Origin of the sequence: Kroppenstedtia guangzhouensis, from assembly GCF_014637345.1 — a bacterium.
Taxonomy (GTDB): domain Bacteria; phylum Bacillota; class Bacilli; order Thermoactinomycetales; family DSM-45169; genus Kroppenstedtia; species Kroppenstedtia guangzhouensis.
Window position 1 is genome coordinate 20,504 of record NZ_BMEX01000006.1, and the last position, 17,989, is coordinate 38,492.

Sequence of the window (17,989 nt, forward strand, 5' to 3'; positions counted from 1 at the left end):
CTGTTGGGGTGGGGCTCCACTTCCCGCTGTCTCGGGGATTTTTGGCCATGGCGCTGTACAACCGGGTCCGACATCGGGAGGCGATGGAGATCCTGCTCCGCCTGGACACCACCCGTGATGATTCCATCCGTTCCTATGAAAAAGCGATCCGTTTCTATCTGGACAAACTGAATCAAACTTGGGAGTAGAAAGGAGCATTCAACTTGAAAACATGCCCGCGGAACAGGTGGCCCGTCTCGGCTTTTCCGCCTGGCAGAAAGGGCGGCCGGTGGTGATCACCGGGAGGCTCAACCGATTCCTCGTCTCCCTCCCCCGCCTCCTCCCCCGTCCCTGGATGACCGGTTTGGTCGCACGTGCCTTTCGCAACCGGAGGTGATGACACACGATTCCACTGATCCGCCGTGTATCAGGCGGTTTTTTTCATCCGCAGGAAGTGCCCTTGGGTTCACTCCCTCCACTCATCCAGCGACAGAGCCACTCTTTGGTTCCTGGGGTCCACATCAACGGTGTAGCCTTGTCCATCCCGGATCCAGGCCCCCTTCACCTTGCGGGAGAGTTCATCGAACCAAGCCCGGTCCGTATACCGATCATCGGTAATCACAAAATCAGTCTCGTCCAACATCGTAATTTGAATCACCGGATCCCACAGAAGCGCTGCCACACAATCATAGGGAACCCTTACCTCCTCCCCGTTATCCATCACCAACCCTCTTTCCTCCAACCGGATCTCCCGGAATTGGGTCGACCGCAACCAACGACGCCCGTTCCGGATTGGGGTGAGACCGGCTTCTTTGGCTGCCGCCATCAGATCTCCGGCAGTTTTTGAATCGTAGGGAAAAGTATGAATCACCTCATCGGTTTCCACCTGAATTTCCTCCCCCCAAGAGTCCAATCGAAGCTGAATCAACTGTGCCACAGGGATCGTTTTTACTCTTCCCCAGTGAAAAATCCAGATCTGTCCATCCTTCACCTCCAGATCCCGCCACCAGACGGTCATCACCACATAGAAGAAAACGGCGAAAATTGCGACGACGAGCACTCTGAGGGCGAGATCCAACACCTGATCCCGCAAGGGATAGGAACGATAGATCTCATCAGTAAAAGAGAGAATCAGTTCTTTGCCCTCCACCCGGATCACATCCACTGCTCCGCCCTTTTGAATCACTTTCATCAGTTGGGATCGATCCAAGGGAAAGTAAGGAACGACAAAATTCCCCTCCCGGGTGACTATTTCCCGGTCCATCAGCCCGAGAGGATAAATTTTCTCCTGCACAGGATCCCCCAGGTTCTCCCGGACATCCTCGGTTCCCAGATAGAGTACGCATGCAATCAGGCTCAAAGTAAACATGAAATAGGCGAAGGGATTTCTCTTCCCCCAATGCACCTTCCAAGTCAGCAAAGCGATGGCAGGCAGGCCGGGATAGAAATAAGATTCAGCAAGCCAATACGGGAAATAATCCGGAGTATCCAATAACCGCTGGTGCAGCAAAACATAACCCGTGGCGACGAGGACCGGTATTCCGAAACAGAACATCAACCAGTAACCCACCCATCGTTTCACAGTCACCACCTCCGGAAGGGTTATACTTCCAAGCTCACAGTACTTGACTGTATTTTATTATACTTATTTAATTTTTTCAATAAATTTTAATGATAAACTTATATTTACGGAATAAAATCTTAGATTAACGCCTCTTGTATTTTGTCGAAAATAAAATTTTTATATCGAATGGTTGCAAAAATAGGGATTCACGGCAAAAAACAGAACATGAGGCATAAAAAAAGGTGCCATACCGGCACCGGTTCACAGTTGCGACAGCCATTTGGGGATCGCAATCCCATCGAGCACCCACCAGAAAAGAAAAGGTGCCATCGCCAGAAGTGGGGAGACTCCCAATCCCGGCAGCTGATAAACAAACAGACCAAAGGAGAGAAACAGAAGCCCGATCACACCCATCGCAAAACCGGAATTCTTTCTTCCGAGATAAAATCGGTGTCCTCCCAGCACGCCTAGGAACAACCAGAGGCCGTAAGCGGTGATCAGCCTCTCTCGCGGGTTCTTCTCAGGGGTTTCGAATGGGGCCCTCTTTTGACTGAAGCGATTCTTGTCCGTCATTATCAACACCCTATACTTCTGCTGTTGATTTCAGAGTACTTGACATCTTCCGCCCGGACAACACTGGTTGCCATCTATCCCGGAACCGTTTTACTTCGTTTCCACCGGTTTGCCGTCTGTGGTTTCCACGATGAATTTCATGCCATCCAGATCGCCCCGGTTCAATGAGATATACTCATGGGCGGGCTTGTCATCGTTGTCTTCTTCCAGCTTGACCACAATTTTCACCACGTCGGATTTGATCACCTGCAGTTTTCTAACCTTCAGAGAGTACTTGTCATATTTGGGAGAGGAGGCCTGAACCAGCAGCATATCTTTCGTGTCCCAATTGTTGTTGTCCAGCACACCCGGATGCTTTTCTTTGTTGTAAAGCCAGATCCCGCCGTGTTCCTCCGGGTCAGGTGCACCCATGAACCAGTTGATGTGCTTAAACTCCACTTCCTTAAAGGTTTCACTGGGTTCCACAGCATCGATCTCTTCTTCTTTTGTTTTCTTCTCTTTCTCTCCTTCTTTGTCAGCCACTAGCAGTCCACAACCTGAAGAGAAGACCAACAAAACAGAAAGAGTAAGTAAAAGTGCAAAACGCTTCATTCCCGACATAACCTCCAATGGTTCGTTGGATGACGTACACACCTCTAACAGGGGGCTTTTCGGAGCGGGAGCCGACTCCCTTTCACCGCAGGCTTCGTCCCAGCCTGATCTGACGTCGGCTAAATTATAACACAAAAACCCACGGGAATTCCCGTGGGTGGATAAATTTTGGCGGTTACACCACGAAGCGCTCCGCTTCCAGAACCCGCTTGGCGATGGTCCGCTTCAACTTCACTTCGTTAATCGGTTCAAAACGAGTCAACTTTTTCAGAATGGACACCTGCGTCCGCAGGACATCCCCTTCTTCCATGGAGGTGAGGATATGCTTCGCCTTCTGCTCCACACGCGGGAAAGCTTCATACACATAGGCGGCGGTCAGATCGATCTTGGCCTGTGCCTGGTTGAGACCTTCCTTCTCCAGCGCCTTTTTGGCCCGCAGATAACCGCTTTCCATGGCAAAGATTTCAATGGCGATATCCGCCACATCCCGCAGAATCTCCTGCTCCTTCTCCAGGTCCATCTGATACTTCTCCACAGCCAGACCGGCGGTCATCAGGAAGATCTTCTTGGCATTTTCGATCATTTTCGCTTCCTCTTCCAGCGGAGCCGGCTCCTCCTCGGAGAGGGTGGGCATCATCATCAGCAGCTCTTCCTGGAGACCCGCAGCTTTTTCCATGAAGGGGAGTTCCCCTTTCATGGTTTTCCGCATCAGGGTGGAGGGGATCAAGAGGCGGTTGATCTCGTTGGTACCTTCAAAAATCCGGTTGATCCGGGAGTCACGGTACATGTTCTCAATTTCATACTCCTGCATAAACCCGTAACCACCATGGATCTGGACCCCTTCGTCCACCACATAATCCAGCACTTCGGAGCCGAAGACTTTGGCGATGGAACATTCCAGGGCGTATTCGGCAATCGCTTTGGCCGCCTCGGCGCCTTCCGCCTGTTCCAGATGGGCCAGACCCTTTTCAAAGAACCCGGCAAGACGATAGATCACGCTTTCCAGCGCATAAGTCTTGGCGGACATGGTGGCCAGCTTCTCCTGGATCAACGGGAACTGGGCGATCGGGGTTTTAAACTGTTTCCGCTCGTTGGCATACTTGGCCGAAATTTCGATCGCACGCTTGGAGGAACCGACACAGCCGACCCCCAGCTTGTAACGTCCGATATTCAAAATGTTGAAGGCGATCAGGTGCCCTTTGCCCACTTCACCCAATACGTTTTCCACCGGCACCTTGGCTTCATCCAGGATCAGGGTCCGGGTGGAGGAACCTTTGATCCCCATTTTCTTCTCTTCCGGACCGGTGGAGACACCCGGGAAATCCTTCTCGACGATGAACGCGGTGAATTTCTCTCCATCCACTTTGGCATAAACAACAAAGATGTCGGCAAAAGCGGAGTTGGTGATCCACTGCTTCTCACCGGTCAAGAGATAATGCTTGCCGTCTTCGGAAAGTTTGGCCACGGTTTTGGCACCGAGGGCATCGGAACCGGACCCCGGCTCAGTCAAAGCGTAGGCGGCAAACTTCTCACCTGAGGCCAACGATGGAAGATATTTTTCCTTCTGTTCCTTATTTCCGAAGAAGACGATCGGCAGACTTCCGATCCCGACATGAGCCCCGTGGCTGAGAGCAAAGGAACGGGCAGGTGCGATTTTTTCGGTGATCAGTGTGGAACTGATTTTGTCCAGGCCCAGACCGCCGTAGCTCTCCGGTACATCAGCGCCCAGAAGCCCCAGCTCCCCGGCCTGTTTCAACAGGCGAACGGTGTGGTCAAAGTTGTGGTTCTCAATCTCCTCCAGGACCGGCAACACATTCTCCTTGGCAAAGTCCTCGGTGGTTTTGCCAATCATCTTGTGCTCTTCGCTGAACTCTTCCGGGGTATAGACATCCTCGAGGCTGTGCTCCTCCAGGAGGTAGCTGCCTCCTTTGGTGATGGTTTTTTCCGCCATCTCCGATTCCTCCTTTGCCAATCGGTAATTTGACAATCCGGCCGGGATTCACATGATCACAGTTTTTGAGCCGGAACCCCGGCCTTTCTGGATTTTTCCGGTTCAGTTCACCATTTCAAACACGCCGGCCGCGCCCATGCCGCCTCCGATACACATGGTAACCAAACCGTACTTGCCGCCGCGCCGTTTCAGCTCGTTCAGGATACTGACCGTCAGCTTGGCCCCCGAGCATCCCAGGGGATGACCCAGTGCGATCGCCCCGCCGTTGACATTGACGATGTCGGGGTTCATCTCCAGATGGCGCATCACTTGGATGGACTGGGAAGCAAAGGCCTCATTCAGCTCGATCAGATCGATTTGATCCAAGGTGAGACCCGCTTTTTCCAAAGCCTTCGGGACGGCGACGATCGGACCGATTCCCATCACATCCGGATCGACACCGCCGACACAGAAGGAGCGGAAGACGGCGATCGGCTGGACTCCCAAGGATTCGGCTTTCTCCCGGGACATGACGATCACTCCCGCAGCACCGTCACTGGTCTGGGAGGAGTTCCCGGCGGTGACGGATCCTCCGACACGAAAAGCGGGCTTCAGCTTGCCCAACACTTCCAGAGAGGTGTCCCGACGCGGTCCTTCATCGGTGTCGAAGACAAACTCTTCTTCGTGAAGTTTATGATCGGGTCCGACCACACGTTTTTTCACCGTCACAGGAACGATCTCATCCTTAAACCGACCTTCATCGATGGCTTTGATCGCCCGTTGATGGCTCCGCAGGGCAAAAGCATCCTGATCCTCCCGGGAGACCCCGTAACGGTTGGCCACTTCTTCCGCTGTGTGGCCCATGGACATGTAGATTTCCGGTGCATGGTCCATCAGGTAGGGGTTGGGAGCCGGCTTATAACCTCCCATGGGCACCATGCTCATGCTCTCCACCCCACCGGCGATGATCGTGTCGGCAAAGCCGGCCATGATATGTTGGGCGGCGATGGCGATCGACTGCAATCCTGAGGAGCAAAATCGGTTGATGGTGAGACCCGCTGCGGTGTTGGGAAGTCCCGCCCGAGTGGCGATCACCCGGGCCACGTTCATACCCTGTTCCCCTTCGGGGAAGGAGCAACCCATGATGACATCTTCCACTTCCTGCGGGTCCAGCTGTGGCACCCGCTTCATCAGATCCTGAACCACCCACGCACCCAGGTCATCGGGGCGTGTATCCTTCAACGAGCCACGGTTCGCCTTCCCCACAGCGGTCCGCGCCGCGGCAACGATGACTGCTTCGCGCATACTCCTCTCCTCCTTCACAAGGTTGGGTGCCCCTGAAAGCATTGTGAATCGTACGATCTTGGGCCGGGCATGGATTCACATGATTTACCGAGGTTCTCGGGAAGCCAAGATTATCCATGTAAAAACCCGACCCTTCCTCTGATGACTGTTTTCACAAGGCTTCGACGGCCCATCAGTTTCTGAGGGGTTTGTTCTTGGTCAGCATATGCATCATCCGCTGCTGGGACTTGGGTTCACCCGCCAGGCTGAGGAACGCTTCCCGCTCAATATCCAGGAGGTATTGTTCATCCACCAACGTTCCTTCCGGCACTGTGCCACCGGCCAAGACATAGGCCAGCTTGGTCGCAATCTTATAGTCATGTTCACTGATATAGCCGGACTGAAGCATTCCGTAGGCACCCAGACGCAAGGTGTTGTAGCCGGTCTCCCCCACCACCGGAATCTTCTTCGGTTGCGGCGGGCGGTAACCCGCGGCGTCCAAGGCGAGCACCTGTTGCTTGGCATCATAAAGAAGGTGATCCCCGTTCATGGTGATCCCGTCTTCCCTGCGCAGGAACTTGTAGTCCCGGGCCTCCATGGCGCTGGTGGACACCTTGGCCATGGCGATGGTTTCAAACACATGGTTGACCAGCGGTTGCAGCGCAATGCGGTCTTTGGGGTCGACACCATCCATCCAGCGGAGGAGCAATTCCTTGTTACCGCCGCCCCCGGGGATCAAGCCGACGCCGGTTTCCACCAACCCCATGTACAACTCGGAAGAAGCCTGGATCCGATCACAGGGAAGAGAAACTTCCACCCCACCGCCGAGAGTCATGTTGAAGGGTGCGGCCACCACCGGTTTATCCATGTAGCGCAAGGAACCCATCGTTTTCTGGAACTGACGCACCATCAAGTCCAGCTCCGGCCAGTTCTGATCCTGGGCTTCCATCAGGATCAGCATCAGATTGGCTCCGACACAGAAAGTGCTCCCCTGATTTCCGATAACCAATCCGCGGTAGTTGTCGGAAACTTCCTTCACCGAAGTGTTGATCATCTGGATGATATCCGTCGCAATAGCATTCTTTGGAGAGTGGAACTCCAGCAGGGCCACATCATCGCCGATATCAATCAGACTGGCACCTTTATTGCCTTTGATCACCTTGCCCTGTTCCTTCAGTTTGGCCAGGTTGATTACCTTGGGGTGTTCCTCCACTTTGGTGAATTTGCCGCCGAGATGGAATACCCGATCCTCTTCCGAACTTTTCTCATAGAAGGACTTGGAACCGGAAGCCAAGAGCTCCTCCACCAGCGGCGGAATGGTCTCTCCTTCTTCCTTCATGCGGGCCACCGATTTCTCCACGCCGATCGCATCCCAGAACTCAAAAGGTCCGAGATCCCAGTTGAAACCCCAGCGCATCGCCCGGTCGACACTGATAATATCGTCGGCGATTTCAGGAATGCGTGCCGCAGAATAGAGCAGTACCTTTTTGGAGATATACCAAGCCAGACGTCCCGCGGGGTCATCGGCATAGACCAGCGCCCGCAGTTGTTCTTTCATGGTTTTGGCCCGCTTGGACATTTCCAGGGACGGGGCCTTCAATTTCTTGCGCGGACGGTATTCCTTGGTTTTTGGATCCAAAACAAGGATCTCTTTTCCTTTCTCCGTCTTCACCCGCTTGAAGAATCCCTGGCCACTCTTGGCGCCAAGCCAACCCTTGTTCACCATCTCTTTGAGCAGTTCAGGAACTTCAAAAGCCTTCTTCTCTTCCGCGTCGGTCACATTTTCACGCACATTGTCGGAAACGTGAACAAAGGTGTCCAAACCGACGAGATCCAGCGTGCGGAAGGTGGCACTCTTCGGCCTTCCCATCGCTCGTCCCGTCACTGTATCCACTTCGTCAGGACCCAGCCCTTCCTCCAGCATCTTCTGGAAAGTGACCTGCAATCCGTAGACACCAATCCGGTTGGCAATGAAGTTGGGAGTGTCCTTGGCCATCACCACACCTTTGCCCAAAACAGATTCGGCAAACGCTTTCATCCCACTGACAATAGCCGGATCCGTCGCTTCAGTCGGGATGATCTCCAATAACTTCATATAGCGCGGCGGATTGAAAAAGTGGGTGCCGAGGAAATGGGATCGGAATTCCTCTGAACGGTTGGCCACCATCTCCCGGATGGAGATCCCGGAGGTGTTCGAACTGACGATGATTCCCGGTTTCCAAACCTTTTCCACATCCGCGAACAAATTTTGTTTGATTTTCAAATTCTCCACAATGGCTTCAATCACCCAGTCGACTTCTCCCAACTTTTCGAAGTCGTCCTCCAGGTTGCCCGTTTCGATGAGATCAGCCACTTTTTTGTGGAAGAGCGGGCTCGGCTTCTCTTTGAACAACCGATCCTTTCCCGTCTGAGCGATCCGGTTTCGCACCGCCCGATCTTCCAGGGTGAATCCCTTCGCCTTCTCTTCCTCCGTCAACTCTTTGGGTACGATGTCCAGAAGGACCGTGCGAATCCCGGCATTGGCCAGGTGCCCCGCGATGGCGGCACCCATGACACCGGCGCCGATCACAGCCGCTTTCTTGATTCTCGTCAAGAGTCCTCCTCCTCTCAGTTGGACACATGATCCGTCCAGGGGTTGAATGAACAATCATTCATTCCTTGGGTAGAAAAAAACCTCTCCATTCGGGTTGGACAGGCGGCGTCCGACGGACCCTGATTTCAGCTTTTTCACCGCCGGCGGGCTCGGTAAGCCCAAAGTTGGAAGGGGATAGCCTTCAGTTCTTATTATCGATCCGATCCGCTTCAGAGTCAAGAGTTTATCGTCAATTTTTTCATTTGCAAGAAAGCGGGCATACAAAGAAGAGCGGGCATTCGTGCCCGCTTTTCTCTTTATTTGAAGAAATTGGCGTTGATCTGGATGTACTCTTTTTCCTCTTCCGGAACCATTTCCTCTTCATAAATCGCTTCCACCGGGCAGACCGGTTCACATGCGCCACATTCAATGCAGGTATCCGGATCGATGTAATACATCACTTCATCTCCGTGGATGCAGTCCACCGGGCAGACTTCCACACATTCAGCCGCTTTTTCGTCCTTACAGGCAGAAGTGATTACAAAGGCCAAAATGAATTGCCTCCTTTTGATGATCCAACTTAGTTAATTACTGTTTGGGATGTTCCGGATTCTTCCTGGGGCGAGGGTATCACCCTGGATGATCGATCCGGGCCAAAGGGCAAAATTCCTGACTTTGTTATTTCCTGTAATCCCCTGATCTTAAACAGCGCTTTGCCCCGATTTCCCCTCACCCCCACCTGTATCTGACTTCATTTGCATCAAGGCCAGGGAAGAAAGGAGGAGTCCGGCTCCGACCCACCCTGCAGGAGGCAACCGCTCCCCGAGGAAGATCAAGGCTAGCAAGGCCGCGGTCAAGGGCTCCAACAGGGCCGCCACCGATGCCCGGGTCGCCGTCGACCGGCGCAATCCGTGCATATAAAAGAGATAAGCAGCAGCAGTGGGTACAGCACCCAGATAACAGAGGAGCAACCACGCCTCCAGTGAGGGATCCGGCAACCGGATCACCGGTGATAACAGCAACGCCCCCAGACTGAAGGCAACCGCCAACACCCGGAAAGGGGGGGCATCTGCCAACAGATGCTTTCCAATTAAAGTATAACCCCCGTAGCAAAAAGCCGCAAACAAAGCCAGAGCATTGCCGGTGGTCAGACGGGGATCTGTCAACCCCGCCAGTCCATCCCCTCCGATCAAAAGTACCGTTCCCGCCAATCCCGCCGTCAAGGCGACGAGGGTGGGGGCGCCCAGCTGCTCTTTCAACAGAGTCCGGGCGAGAATCGCCACCACCAGGGGCGCCGTACAGACCGTCAGCATGGTGGCAGTGGACACCAACGTTCGATCCACTGCGGAAAAATAGCCCACCTGGTATCCGGCCACAGCCAGGCCGAACATCGTCAGCCATCCCCACTTTCGCCGCCCCAAAGCTCGGCGCTTCCACCACCTGCTTTCCCATACCGCCGCCACCATGAGAACAGGGGCGCTGATAGTGAGACGCCAGGCGCCGATCACCAGCGGATCCATCCCGTGGCGTGAGATCAACACCTTTCCCGCCAGTCCCGCCGTCCCCCACAAAAACGCTCCCAGACAGATCCAACCCAATCCATGTCGCATCCCGATCCCTCCCTGTTGATCCGGACAGGATGCGCAAATCCTCCGTCAAGCATCGAGGTCCCGCCCCGTCCGTTTTCAGTCTCCGTACAAGTATGTCGGGATTCGGCCGGGTGGGGGGAGCACATTCTTCAGAAGAATCACCACTCACCTCCTTTTAAAAGGAGTATAAGTCTTTCCAATCCAGTTCCAATTGTACCAAAGTTCTGACCCCTGTGCGAGAGGTGACATGTCCTCTTCTTTAACCACCGTCCCTTTCACTTCTACAAAGACGACGATGGAATCCTCTTCCTTGATGTACAAATAGATCAGCCGCAAATCAGGCTTTGCGCCTTCCTGCGGCTGAAGAAGGGAGTGGAATTTCTTCTTTCCATAACCGATCAGCGCCTCTTTCTTTAAAAGTTCGGCATGGTCGGGGGCAGACGTGTTTGTGAAGGAGGGTGACATCATTAAACCGACCTTCCCCCGTGAAAGGTCGGCTTTGGCTCTCACGCCGATTGATCCCGGCGGCAAAAATGAATCCAACCACCGATCCCGGCGACGAGAAATCCGGTCAGAATGACCGAGACCAGGGTTTCCGTGTGAACATCCAGATATCCATTCCCCGCCGGCATCATCGCCAGCATCGGTTGCGCCCAGGGATAAAAAGGGCCAAATTCCTTCGACTGGGCGGCCAAGATCGTCGGCAGAGCCAGCACGATATTGATGGCCAGGGGAACCCCAAAGCTCCTCCATAAAAAGGAAACCCACAACTGAAGAGCCGCCAGAGGTAACACCGCCACCCAACCGGCAATAGCACTTTTGAACAGAATCCCCCAGGAAACGGTGTCTTGGAGCTCGTTCAACCAGGCTGCAATCATATAGAAAATCAGGAGGATCACCTGACTGGCAGCGGCGAAACCCGCCAACAAAAAAGCCTTGGCCAGATACACTTGGGTACGGGAGACTGGTTGGGCCAACAGATGTTTCCATCCGCCGCCCACATGTTCATAACGGCAGATCAAGGCAGCGAACACCCCGGTCAAGACAGGAAAAAAGAGCCAACCATATTGCTGAACCGTCATCATGTACATCCAGAGCCAATCTTCCGTTTCATAGGCATTGATCTCCAAGGATTGACTCCCCACCCAAACGGCCAGGAATGGACCTGGCAACAGCAGAATCCACAGCAGCCACTTTTGCAACTTTAACCACTCACCTGTGATCAAGCGAGCAAATCCCATCATTCGGTCGCCACCTCCCGACGGGAAAAATGCAACGCACCCAGGATCAGAAGGAGAATACCCACTCCGACCCCTGCCGGCACCCAAACTGCAGGATTGTTATCCTCCCAGGCAATCTGCACCGGAATGGAATTCCCCGGATAAGCCCAGGGCATCCAAGCAGGAAGCAATTTATTGAACAAGGACCCAACCACGCCGATAAACACCGGGAGTGCCTGATTGCGAATCACCACCGACAGCCACAGCTGCAGCATCGCCACTGGCAACACCGCCAACACCGGATAAAGCCCCCCTTTCAAAAAGGAGCCCCAGGGAACTTCCTTCCCCATTTCAAACCAGATCCACAAAAAGGCAAAGACCGGCACCATCAAGATCCCTGCCATCAGCAACCACCCGGTCATTTGAATCCCCTTGCCCAGATAGATCCGAAAACGGGACAGGGGCAAGGTCAAGAGGTGTTTCCAGGAGGAAGCTTGATGTTCCGCCCCCACCATCAAGGAAGCCAGCAACGTCGATCCCAAAAGCAATGTCAGCGGAAGTAAAGCTGAAACCTCCTTCACCAAGATCGACCAACTGTCAAGTGGTTGCTGCAGGAGAAAGTCCCGGCGCAATCCAAAATCCACCATCATGGACAGGAGAATCCCCGTTGGACCGAATAAAACCAGCACCGGCAACCAGGTGCGCTTCATCTTCAACCTTTCCGCAGCCAGAATCCGAAGCATCAGAGGCTCTCCCCCTTCCCGGTCAATCCGAGGAAAATCTCCTCCAGGGTAGGCTTCACTTCCTCCACCCGGTAGACGGAGAACCGGTCCATCACCAGACTTTCCACCACCCGGGACGTCGCCTCCCGGTTCAGCCCTTCGATCCAGAGATCCCCCTCTTCTCTGGAAACCTGCCAGCCTTGTTCCCGCAAGGCACGCTGAGCCTCCACCGGGTCCCCCACACCGAAGCGGACCCGGGGCAGGCTTTGTTTCCGAAGCTCCGTGATCGGCCCCTGAAAGATCAGTTTGCCCTGCCGAATGATCCCCACCTGTGAGGCCATCTGTTCCACTTCGCTCAACAAGTGGCTGGAGACCAGCACCGAGACATCCTGCCGACGGGGCAACTCGACGATAAACTCCCGGATTTCCTGGATGCCGGCGGGATCCAGCCCATTGGTGGGCTCGTCGAGGATCAACAGATCCGGCTCCCCGAGGAGAGCCAAGGCGATTCCCAACCGTTGTTTCATCCCGAGGGAATACTGCTTCACCTTTTTATCCGCCGCCTGACGCAGGCGCACCCGCTCCAGCACCTCATCAATCCGTTGTTTGGGGACTCCCAGGAGCCGCCGGGTCACCTCCAGATTCTCCCGCCCCGTGAGATGGCCGTAGTAAGAGGGAGATTCCACCAAGGCTCCCACCCGGCGCAGGATCTGTTTGCGGTTCTTCTCCAGGGGTTGACCAAACATTTCAATCTCCCCGGATGTGGGGCGGATCAGCCCCAGGAGCATACGGATCGTGGTCGTTTTTCCCGCACCATTGGGGCCGAGGAAACCATACACCTCTCCCCGCTTCACCTTCAGATTGAGCCCGTCCACCACTGCCTGTGAACCGTAGCGGCGGGTCAGGTGGACCGTTTGCACCAATGTTTCCGACATTCTCTCCACCTCCTCCCCCATCGTAACGGGGAGAGGTGAAAGCTTCCGAAACACCACCTGAACAGCACCTTAACTTTTCGGGGGCAGGAGGACCTCCACTCGGGTTCCGGATCCCGGTTGACTTTCCACCCGGATCTCCCCTCCATGGGCTTCCACCAGTTGTCTGGCGATGGCCATCCCCAGACCCGTCCCCTGTTCCGAACCGGTACGAGTCCCCCGGTAATACCGGTCAAACAGCCGGGTGACGCTTTCCGCATCCATCCCCCGTCCATTATCCTCCACACGGAACAACAGTCCAGGATAGGAAAGCCCCTCTTTCTCTCCCCGGATTTCCAACGTAAGTCGGATCCGGGTCTCCGGTGGATTGTGGATGGCGGCATTGGCGATCAGGTTGTCCAGCGCCCGCTTAAACCAGGCAGCATCCAGGGGATATGTCACCCTTTCCTCGGGAACGTCCAACACCATTTCACGGTTCTCAAACCGGGGATTGTTTGCCAAATCGATCGCTGACCGCCGGAGCAACTCCGCTGCATCCACCGGTTGGGGCTTAAGAGGAAGGGCCTCGTTTTTCAACCGGAAGGTGAGGCCCAAATCCTCCAAGAGCCGTTCCATGTATTCTGATTTTTCCCGGATGTTTCCGGCGAATTGCCGCACTTCCGCTTCCGACCACTGAAACCGGTCCGTTGCCAGCAGATCGGCATACCCTTTGATACTGGACAGAGGTGTCTTCAGATCGTGGGAAACTCCGGTGATCCACTCCTCCCGTGACTTCTCCAGACGGGATCTTGCTTCCTCAGCCTGTTTTAAGGATCCGGTCAAAGAATCCAGAGACTGGATCACCTCCCGGTATACCCGGTAGGGTCTGCGCAACCTCCCCTCCCCGGACCGGCTGGCAGGACGGCCCCGTTTATCCTTGGGTTCCTGCAACTTTCCATTGGACAGATTTTTCAACCAGTTCATCATATGAAGAATCGGTGAGCCCAACCGGTGGCCGAAGAGGAAGGCGATAATCACCGTCACCAGCGCCCAGAGAGGAAAATAAGTGAGTTCTATCCGGTCATAGGCCTCCATCAGTGGCTCCTCCTCCACAGCCGGTTCCGCGAGCAACCACGTCCAGTCCCGCCCGTTCCGCCGGTCATGCCAGTAATGGAATCTGTACCCCGATCTTCCTTTCCGCGACAGCGCCTCCCTCACTTCTCCCGCCGTCAGTCGGTCCGGATGGGAGGCGGGACGACGGTAAGATTCCACTTCCCTCCCCGTCTCATCCAACACCTGGATCCAGCCGCCGCTTCGGCGGATCTCCTCCCGGATCGGATCCGGAAGCTGAACCCGGTTTCCCCGGATCGCCGCAGATTCCGCTGCCCGTCTGACCAGGGAATTTTCCTCTATCCCCAAGATCCAGGTCAACTTTTTCCCCTTCACACTGCCGTGCCAAGTGTGGAGATCCGAAAGAGCCACAGAATCCTGCAAGCTGCCAGGGGAATATCGCCGGGGGAGTTCCCGCGGTCCCCCCCGGCGGTACACCTCCTCCCCTTGGTCATCCAGAATCTGCAACCAAGCGGACAGGCGCTCCAACTCCCGGATTCCTTCCTCCGACAACCGGACCTGTTCTCCCTCCACCACTGTCGCTTTCTTCATGTTTCGCATGACATCCCCTATATAGGGATTTTCCCCGCCGGGGATATTGATTCCGAAAAGAGAGATCATCACCAGGAAATAGAGGAGAAACATCCCTCCCAAAAAGAGAATGAGCCACAACAGAAAACGCCAGGTGAGCCGGGCTTTAAGTGTCACGGTGATTCCTCCTGTCCGGCGGGAGCAGTTTGTACCCCAGCCCTCTCACGGTGACCAAGTAGCGGGGGGTGGCCGGATTCGGTTCGATTTTCTCCCGAAGTCTGCGGACATGGACCATCACGGTATTGTCGTCCCCCAAACTCTCTTCTCCCCAAACCTGCTCATACAGCTGGGATTTACTGAAGATCCGGTTGGGATGTCGGCACAGAAAGACCAGCAGTTGAAACTCTCTCGCCGGGCAGGGAATCACGGTTCCTTCCACAGTCAGTTGTCCCGCTTCTTCATCGACACAAAATCTCCCCCAGTCATGGACCCGTTTTTCCTCGTGGATCTGTTGACCTACCAACTGTTGGCGCCGGAGCTGAGCCTTGACCCGGGCGGCCACCTCCAGGGGATTGAAAGGTTTGGTGATATAATCGTCTCCACCGATTCCCAGTCCCATCAGCTTGTCCAGATCGTTGGAACGGGCAGTCAAAAACAGGATCGGCACCGTGGTAAAAGAGCGCAGCTGACGACACACTTCAAAACCCTCCAAATCCGGAAGCATCACATCGAGCAAAACCAGATCGGGACGCCCTTTCCGGGCCAGCCGGACCGCTTCCTCCCCGGTGCGGGCGGTCAGGATCTCCTGAAACCCTTCCTTGCGCAAGGTCACCTCCAGCATATCAAGTATGGACGGTTCATCGTCCACCAGCAAAAGGACAGCCATTTTCACACTCCCCCGTTCCTGATCCTCGGAATTGCTTCAGGTTCATCTTAATCCTCTGACAGGGCAGTCGCAAATCAAATCACCGCGGGCGAATGCCCGCGGTTGGATTATGAAGAAGGTTCCGTGCGCAATCGTTCTCTTATTTCCATCAAAATCTTGCCGAGACGGTTTTCTCCGGATCCGTCCCCACCGTCGCCCCAGTAGCGATCATTAGCAGTATGCTCCACCAGCACCGCCTTCTCTGTGCCCAGCAAAACCCGTCTCAGATCGGGATGCTGGGTGAACTTGGCATATACCGCTTCCTCCATGATCCGATCTTTCACATCCTCCCAATCCGGCCGTAAGGGCAAAGCCCGGCTTCTCCCTTGACGTGCTGCTTTCATTGGTGATTTTTCCAATCGGATCACCTCTTCCCACCGAGTACCCGCAAACTTTTGTGCTTGAAAATAATGCTCCGAAGTGGGCCACGTCTTCCCCTTCAACTCAATTGGAAAGGGAGCAAAGTTGGAAAAGCAGCCGTAGGCATCCCTCACTCGGTAAAAACGGATGATTTTACGCAATCATTATTCCCCCCACTCCACTGTTACGGTTTTTCCATCCTTGGCCACCTCAGCTTCCGGAAACAGAACCCGGGCCTCCTCAGCCAGAGATTCCCCTTCCGCTAAAGTGTAACGGGGGCTGATATGGGTGAGAATCAATCGTCTCACTCCGGCGGCACGGGCGATTTCCGCTGCCTGGATCGTGGTGGAATGAAAATGTTCCCGGGCCAAGTCCTCCCGCTCCCTCCCATAGGTGGCTTCATGGACGAGAAGATCGACATCCCGGGCCAACTCCACAGCTGCCGGAGTGGGGCGAGTATCTCCCAGGATCGCCACCCGTCGTCCCCGCTTCGGGGTGGAGAGATAATCCTTCCCGTCCAGAATCCGCCCATCGGGCAGCCGGACCTGTTTTCCTTCTTTGAGCTGTCGATAGTGGGGTCCCGGCGGCACCCGATCCCTATTCAGCAGATCGACGCGCAAGGCCCCCGGACGGTCCGGCTCTTCGATCCGGTAACCGAAACAAGTGATTCCGTGCTCCAGCCGGGCAGCCCGAACCCGAATTCCGTTGCAAGTGAATTCCGACCCATCATCCACTTCCTGAAAAATTAAAGGATACCGAAGGTGGGTTCCGCTCACCTCCAACGTTTCCCGGAGGAAGGTCTCCAACCCCTGCGGGCCGTAAATGGTGAGGGGGCGGTCTCCTTCCTGAAAGGAACGGCTTGCCAGCAGACCAGGCAGCCCGAAAATATGATCTCCGTGCAGGTGGGTGATGAACAACCGGCTCATCCGGGTCAGCTTGACCATTGACGTGAGAACCCGGTGCTGCGTCCCCTCCCCGCAATCAAAGAGCCAGGTATCCCCACCGTAGTTCGGCCACCGGAGAGCGATCGAAGACATATTGCGTTCCTTGGAAGGGATTCCTGCCCCCGTTCCGAGAAAAATCAACTCCAATGTATTCCACCTCCTCCCACCCAACCCCCAAAAAACACCCGGCCGCTTACGACCGGGCGGGAACCTCTTTTTATTTTTTCGCTGTCGGATGTTTGATCCCTTTCCATCCGTAGACTTGAATCAGCTGAAAAGTAGCATAGACACCGTCTTTGTCTCTCCACATTCGGTCGTATCGTTTCAAGACCTCCTCGATCATCAACTTTTCCCGCACCGGTGAGACCGAATGCTCCCGCATCCGGGTCCCCCCCGCACCCATGCTCCGCACCGCCGTCAGAAGGTCTTTGGCAGACGGGTAGGGAAGTCGATGCCAACATTGCAAGAACCGGGGGGAGGAAACCCCCGCCTGCTCCATCAGCCGAATCCATTCACATTCGGAACGAAAGCCACCCACCCGCCTGGAGGGTGGAAGTCCCATCTCCTCTTCGACAGCATCATAGATCCAGGCCAACTCCTGAAGTGTATCCGGACCAAAAGTGGAGAGAATCAGAAACCCGCCGGGCTCCAGAGCATCCACCAGTCGCTGCAAAGTGCTCCCCGGATTTTGCAACCAATGGACAACGGCATTGGCGGCGATCAAATCATAACATCTCTTGCCCAGGGGTTCCTCTTCCACATCTCCCACCCAATAACGGACTTGATTGCCTGTCCGTCCCATGGCAGTGGCCACCATTCTTTTGGAAAGGTCCATTCCAACCAGACCGGCATCAGGAAAATGTTCCAACAACAGTTGGGTTAAATAGCCCGTCCCACACCCCACCTCCAGTATGTTCCCTGCTTCCACCCTGTTTTCATCCAACGTCTGCATGATCCGGTGGGCCATCCGCTGTTGAATCACAGCATGCCCATCATACACTTCGGCCTGTCGGTTAAAAATATGAGCGATTCTTTTTTTCTCCAACTTCATTTTTCCAAACGGCTCCTTCACTCGATCGTACTGAGAGAAGATCCGGCCCCGATTCCGGTCATCACCTTCCCGGTCGGGTTCCCCCCGCTTCATCAATCGGTTCCTTCCCATCCTATCACAGAGTTCAATCAAA

The 17,989-nt window shown here is 54.9% G+C and carries 19 protein-coding genes; 2 read left to right on the forward strand and 17 right to left on the reverse strand.

The window, feature by feature from the left end:
- Nucleotides 1-8 precede the first annotated feature (8 nt).
- Together IEV46_RS18490 and IEV46_RS10185 are read left to right on the forward strand one after the other, a co-directional pair.
- The gene (locus tag IEV46_RS18490; RefSeq protein WP_308420301.1) at nucleotides 9-188 is read left to right on the forward strand and encodes a hypothetical protein; all 180 of its coding nucleotides are present in this window, start codon (nucleotides 9-11) and stop codon (nucleotides 186-188) included.
- Complete coding sequence (locus tag IEV46_RS10185; protein WP_308420298.1) at nucleotides 179-376, forward strand: hypothetical protein; 198 nt, start codon at nucleotides 179-181, stop codon at nucleotides 374-376. Before IEV46_RS18490 ends, IEV46_RS10185 begins: the two co-directional genes overlap by 10 nt.
- A gap of 69 nt (nucleotides 377-445) precedes the next feature.
- On the opposite strand, the gene IEV46_RS10190 is transcribed toward IEV46_RS10185, so the two are convergent.
- The 17 genes from IEV46_RS10190 to IEV46_RS10270 form a co-directional block, all read right to left on the reverse strand.
- Nucleotides 446-1,561 (reverse strand): hypothetical protein, encoded by a 1,116-nt coding sequence (locus IEV46_RS10190; RefSeq protein ID WP_188432472.1) that lies wholly within the window; start codon nucleotides 1,559-1,561, stop codon nucleotides 446-448.
- 243 nt (nucleotides 1,562-1,804) lie between these two features.
- Nucleotides 1,805-2,116, reverse strand: coding sequence for a TM2 domain-containing protein (locus tag IEV46_RS10195; RefSeq protein WP_188432473.1), 312 nt, complete (start codon nucleotides 2,114-2,116; stop codon nucleotides 1,805-1,807).
- Between the two features lie 90 nt (nucleotides 2,117-2,206).
- Nucleotides 2,207-2,707 (reverse strand): hypothetical protein, encoded by a 501-nt coding sequence (locus tag IEV46_RS10200; protein ID WP_188432474.1) that lies wholly within the window; start codon nucleotides 2,705-2,707, stop codon nucleotides 2,207-2,209.
- A gap of 175 nt (nucleotides 2,708-2,882) precedes the next feature.
- The gene (locus tag IEV46_RS10205; RefSeq protein WP_188432475.1) at nucleotides 2,883-4,658 is read right to left on the reverse strand and encodes an acyl-CoA dehydrogenase FadE; all 1,776 of its coding nucleotides are present in this window, start codon (nucleotides 4,656-4,658) and stop codon (nucleotides 2,883-2,885) included.
- Between the two features lie 102 nt (nucleotides 4,659-4,760).
- Nucleotides 4,761-5,942, reverse strand: coding sequence for an acetyl-CoA C-acetyltransferase (locus tag IEV46_RS10210; RefSeq protein ID WP_188432476.1), 1,182 nt, complete (start codon nucleotides 5,940-5,942; stop codon nucleotides 4,761-4,763).
- Between the two features lie 172 nt (nucleotides 5,943-6,114).
- Nucleotides 6,115-8,514, reverse strand: a complete 2,400-nt coding sequence (locus IEV46_RS10215; protein ID WP_268235893.1) for a 3-hydroxyacyl-CoA dehydrogenase/enoyl-CoA hydratase family protein — start codon at nucleotides 8,512-8,514, stop codon at nucleotides 6,115-6,117.
- Nucleotides 8,515-8,810: 296 nt separating this feature from the next.
- Nucleotides 8,811-9,044: a ferredoxin family protein gene (locus IEV46_RS10220; protein ID WP_188432477.1), complete on the reverse strand. Its 234-nt coding sequence runs from the start codon at nucleotides 9,042-9,044 to the stop codon at nucleotides 8,811-8,813.
- A gap of 150 nt (nucleotides 9,045-9,194) precedes the next feature.
- Nucleotides 9,195-10,103, reverse strand: coding sequence for a DMT family transporter (locus IEV46_RS10225; RefSeq protein WP_188432478.1), 909 nt, complete (start codon nucleotides 10,101-10,103; stop codon nucleotides 9,195-9,197).
- A gap of 144 nt (nucleotides 10,104-10,247) precedes the next feature.
- Entirely contained in the window at nucleotides 10,248-10,547 is a 300-nt protein-coding gene (locus tag IEV46_RS10230; protein ID WP_188432479.1) for a hypothetical protein, read from the reverse strand.
- A gap of 41 nt (nucleotides 10,548-10,588) precedes the next feature.
- On the reverse strand, nucleotides 10,589-11,326 hold the full coding sequence (locus IEV46_RS10235) for an ABC transporter permease (protein ID WP_188432480.1): 738 nt from the start codon (nucleotides 11,324-11,326) through the stop codon (nucleotides 10,589-10,591).
- Nucleotides 11,323-12,045, reverse strand: coding sequence for an ABC transporter permease (locus IEV46_RS10240; RefSeq protein ID WP_188432481.1), 723 nt, complete (start codon nucleotides 12,043-12,045; stop codon nucleotides 11,323-11,325). Before IEV46_RS10240 ends, IEV46_RS10235 begins: the two co-directional genes overlap by 4 nt.
- On the reverse strand, nucleotides 12,045-12,959 hold the full coding sequence (locus tag IEV46_RS10245; RefSeq protein ID WP_188432482.1) for an ABC transporter ATP-binding protein: 915 nt from the start codon (nucleotides 12,957-12,959) through the stop codon (nucleotides 12,045-12,047). Before IEV46_RS10245 ends, IEV46_RS10240 begins: the two co-directional genes overlap by 1 nt.
- Before the next feature lie 69 nt (nucleotides 12,960-13,028).
- Entirely contained in the window at nucleotides 13,029-14,753 is a 1,725-nt protein-coding gene (locus IEV46_RS10250; protein WP_188432483.1) for a sensor histidine kinase, read from the reverse strand.
- Complete coding sequence (locus tag IEV46_RS10255) at nucleotides 14,743-15,468, reverse strand: response regulator transcription factor (RefSeq protein WP_188432484.1); 726 nt, start codon at nucleotides 15,466-15,468, stop codon at nucleotides 14,743-14,745. The genes IEV46_RS10250 and IEV46_RS10255 overlap by 11 nt, the downstream gene beginning before the upstream one ends.
- Nucleotides 15,469-15,569: 101 nt before the next feature.
- A complete protein-coding gene (gene ybiA / locus IEV46_RS10260) occupies nucleotides 15,570-16,022 on the reverse strand; it encodes a riboflavin biosynthesis intermediates N-glycosidase (RefSeq protein ID WP_188432485.1) in 453 nt (150 codons plus the stop codon).
- Between the two features lie 3 nt (nucleotides 16,023-16,025).
- A complete protein-coding gene (gene rnz / locus IEV46_RS10265) occupies nucleotides 16,026-16,952 on the reverse strand; it encodes a ribonuclease Z (RefSeq protein ID WP_188432486.1) in 927 nt (308 codons plus the stop codon).
- Nucleotides 16,953-17,022: 70 nt separating this feature from the next.
- Nucleotides 17,023-17,949 carry a methyltransferase domain-containing protein gene (locus IEV46_RS10270; RefSeq protein WP_188432487.1) on the reverse strand — a complete coding sequence of 309 codons (927 nt, stop codon included), beginning with the start codon at nucleotides 17,947-17,949 and terminating at the stop codon, nucleotides 17,023-17,025.
- Nucleotides 17,950-17,989 lie beyond the last annotated feature (40 nt).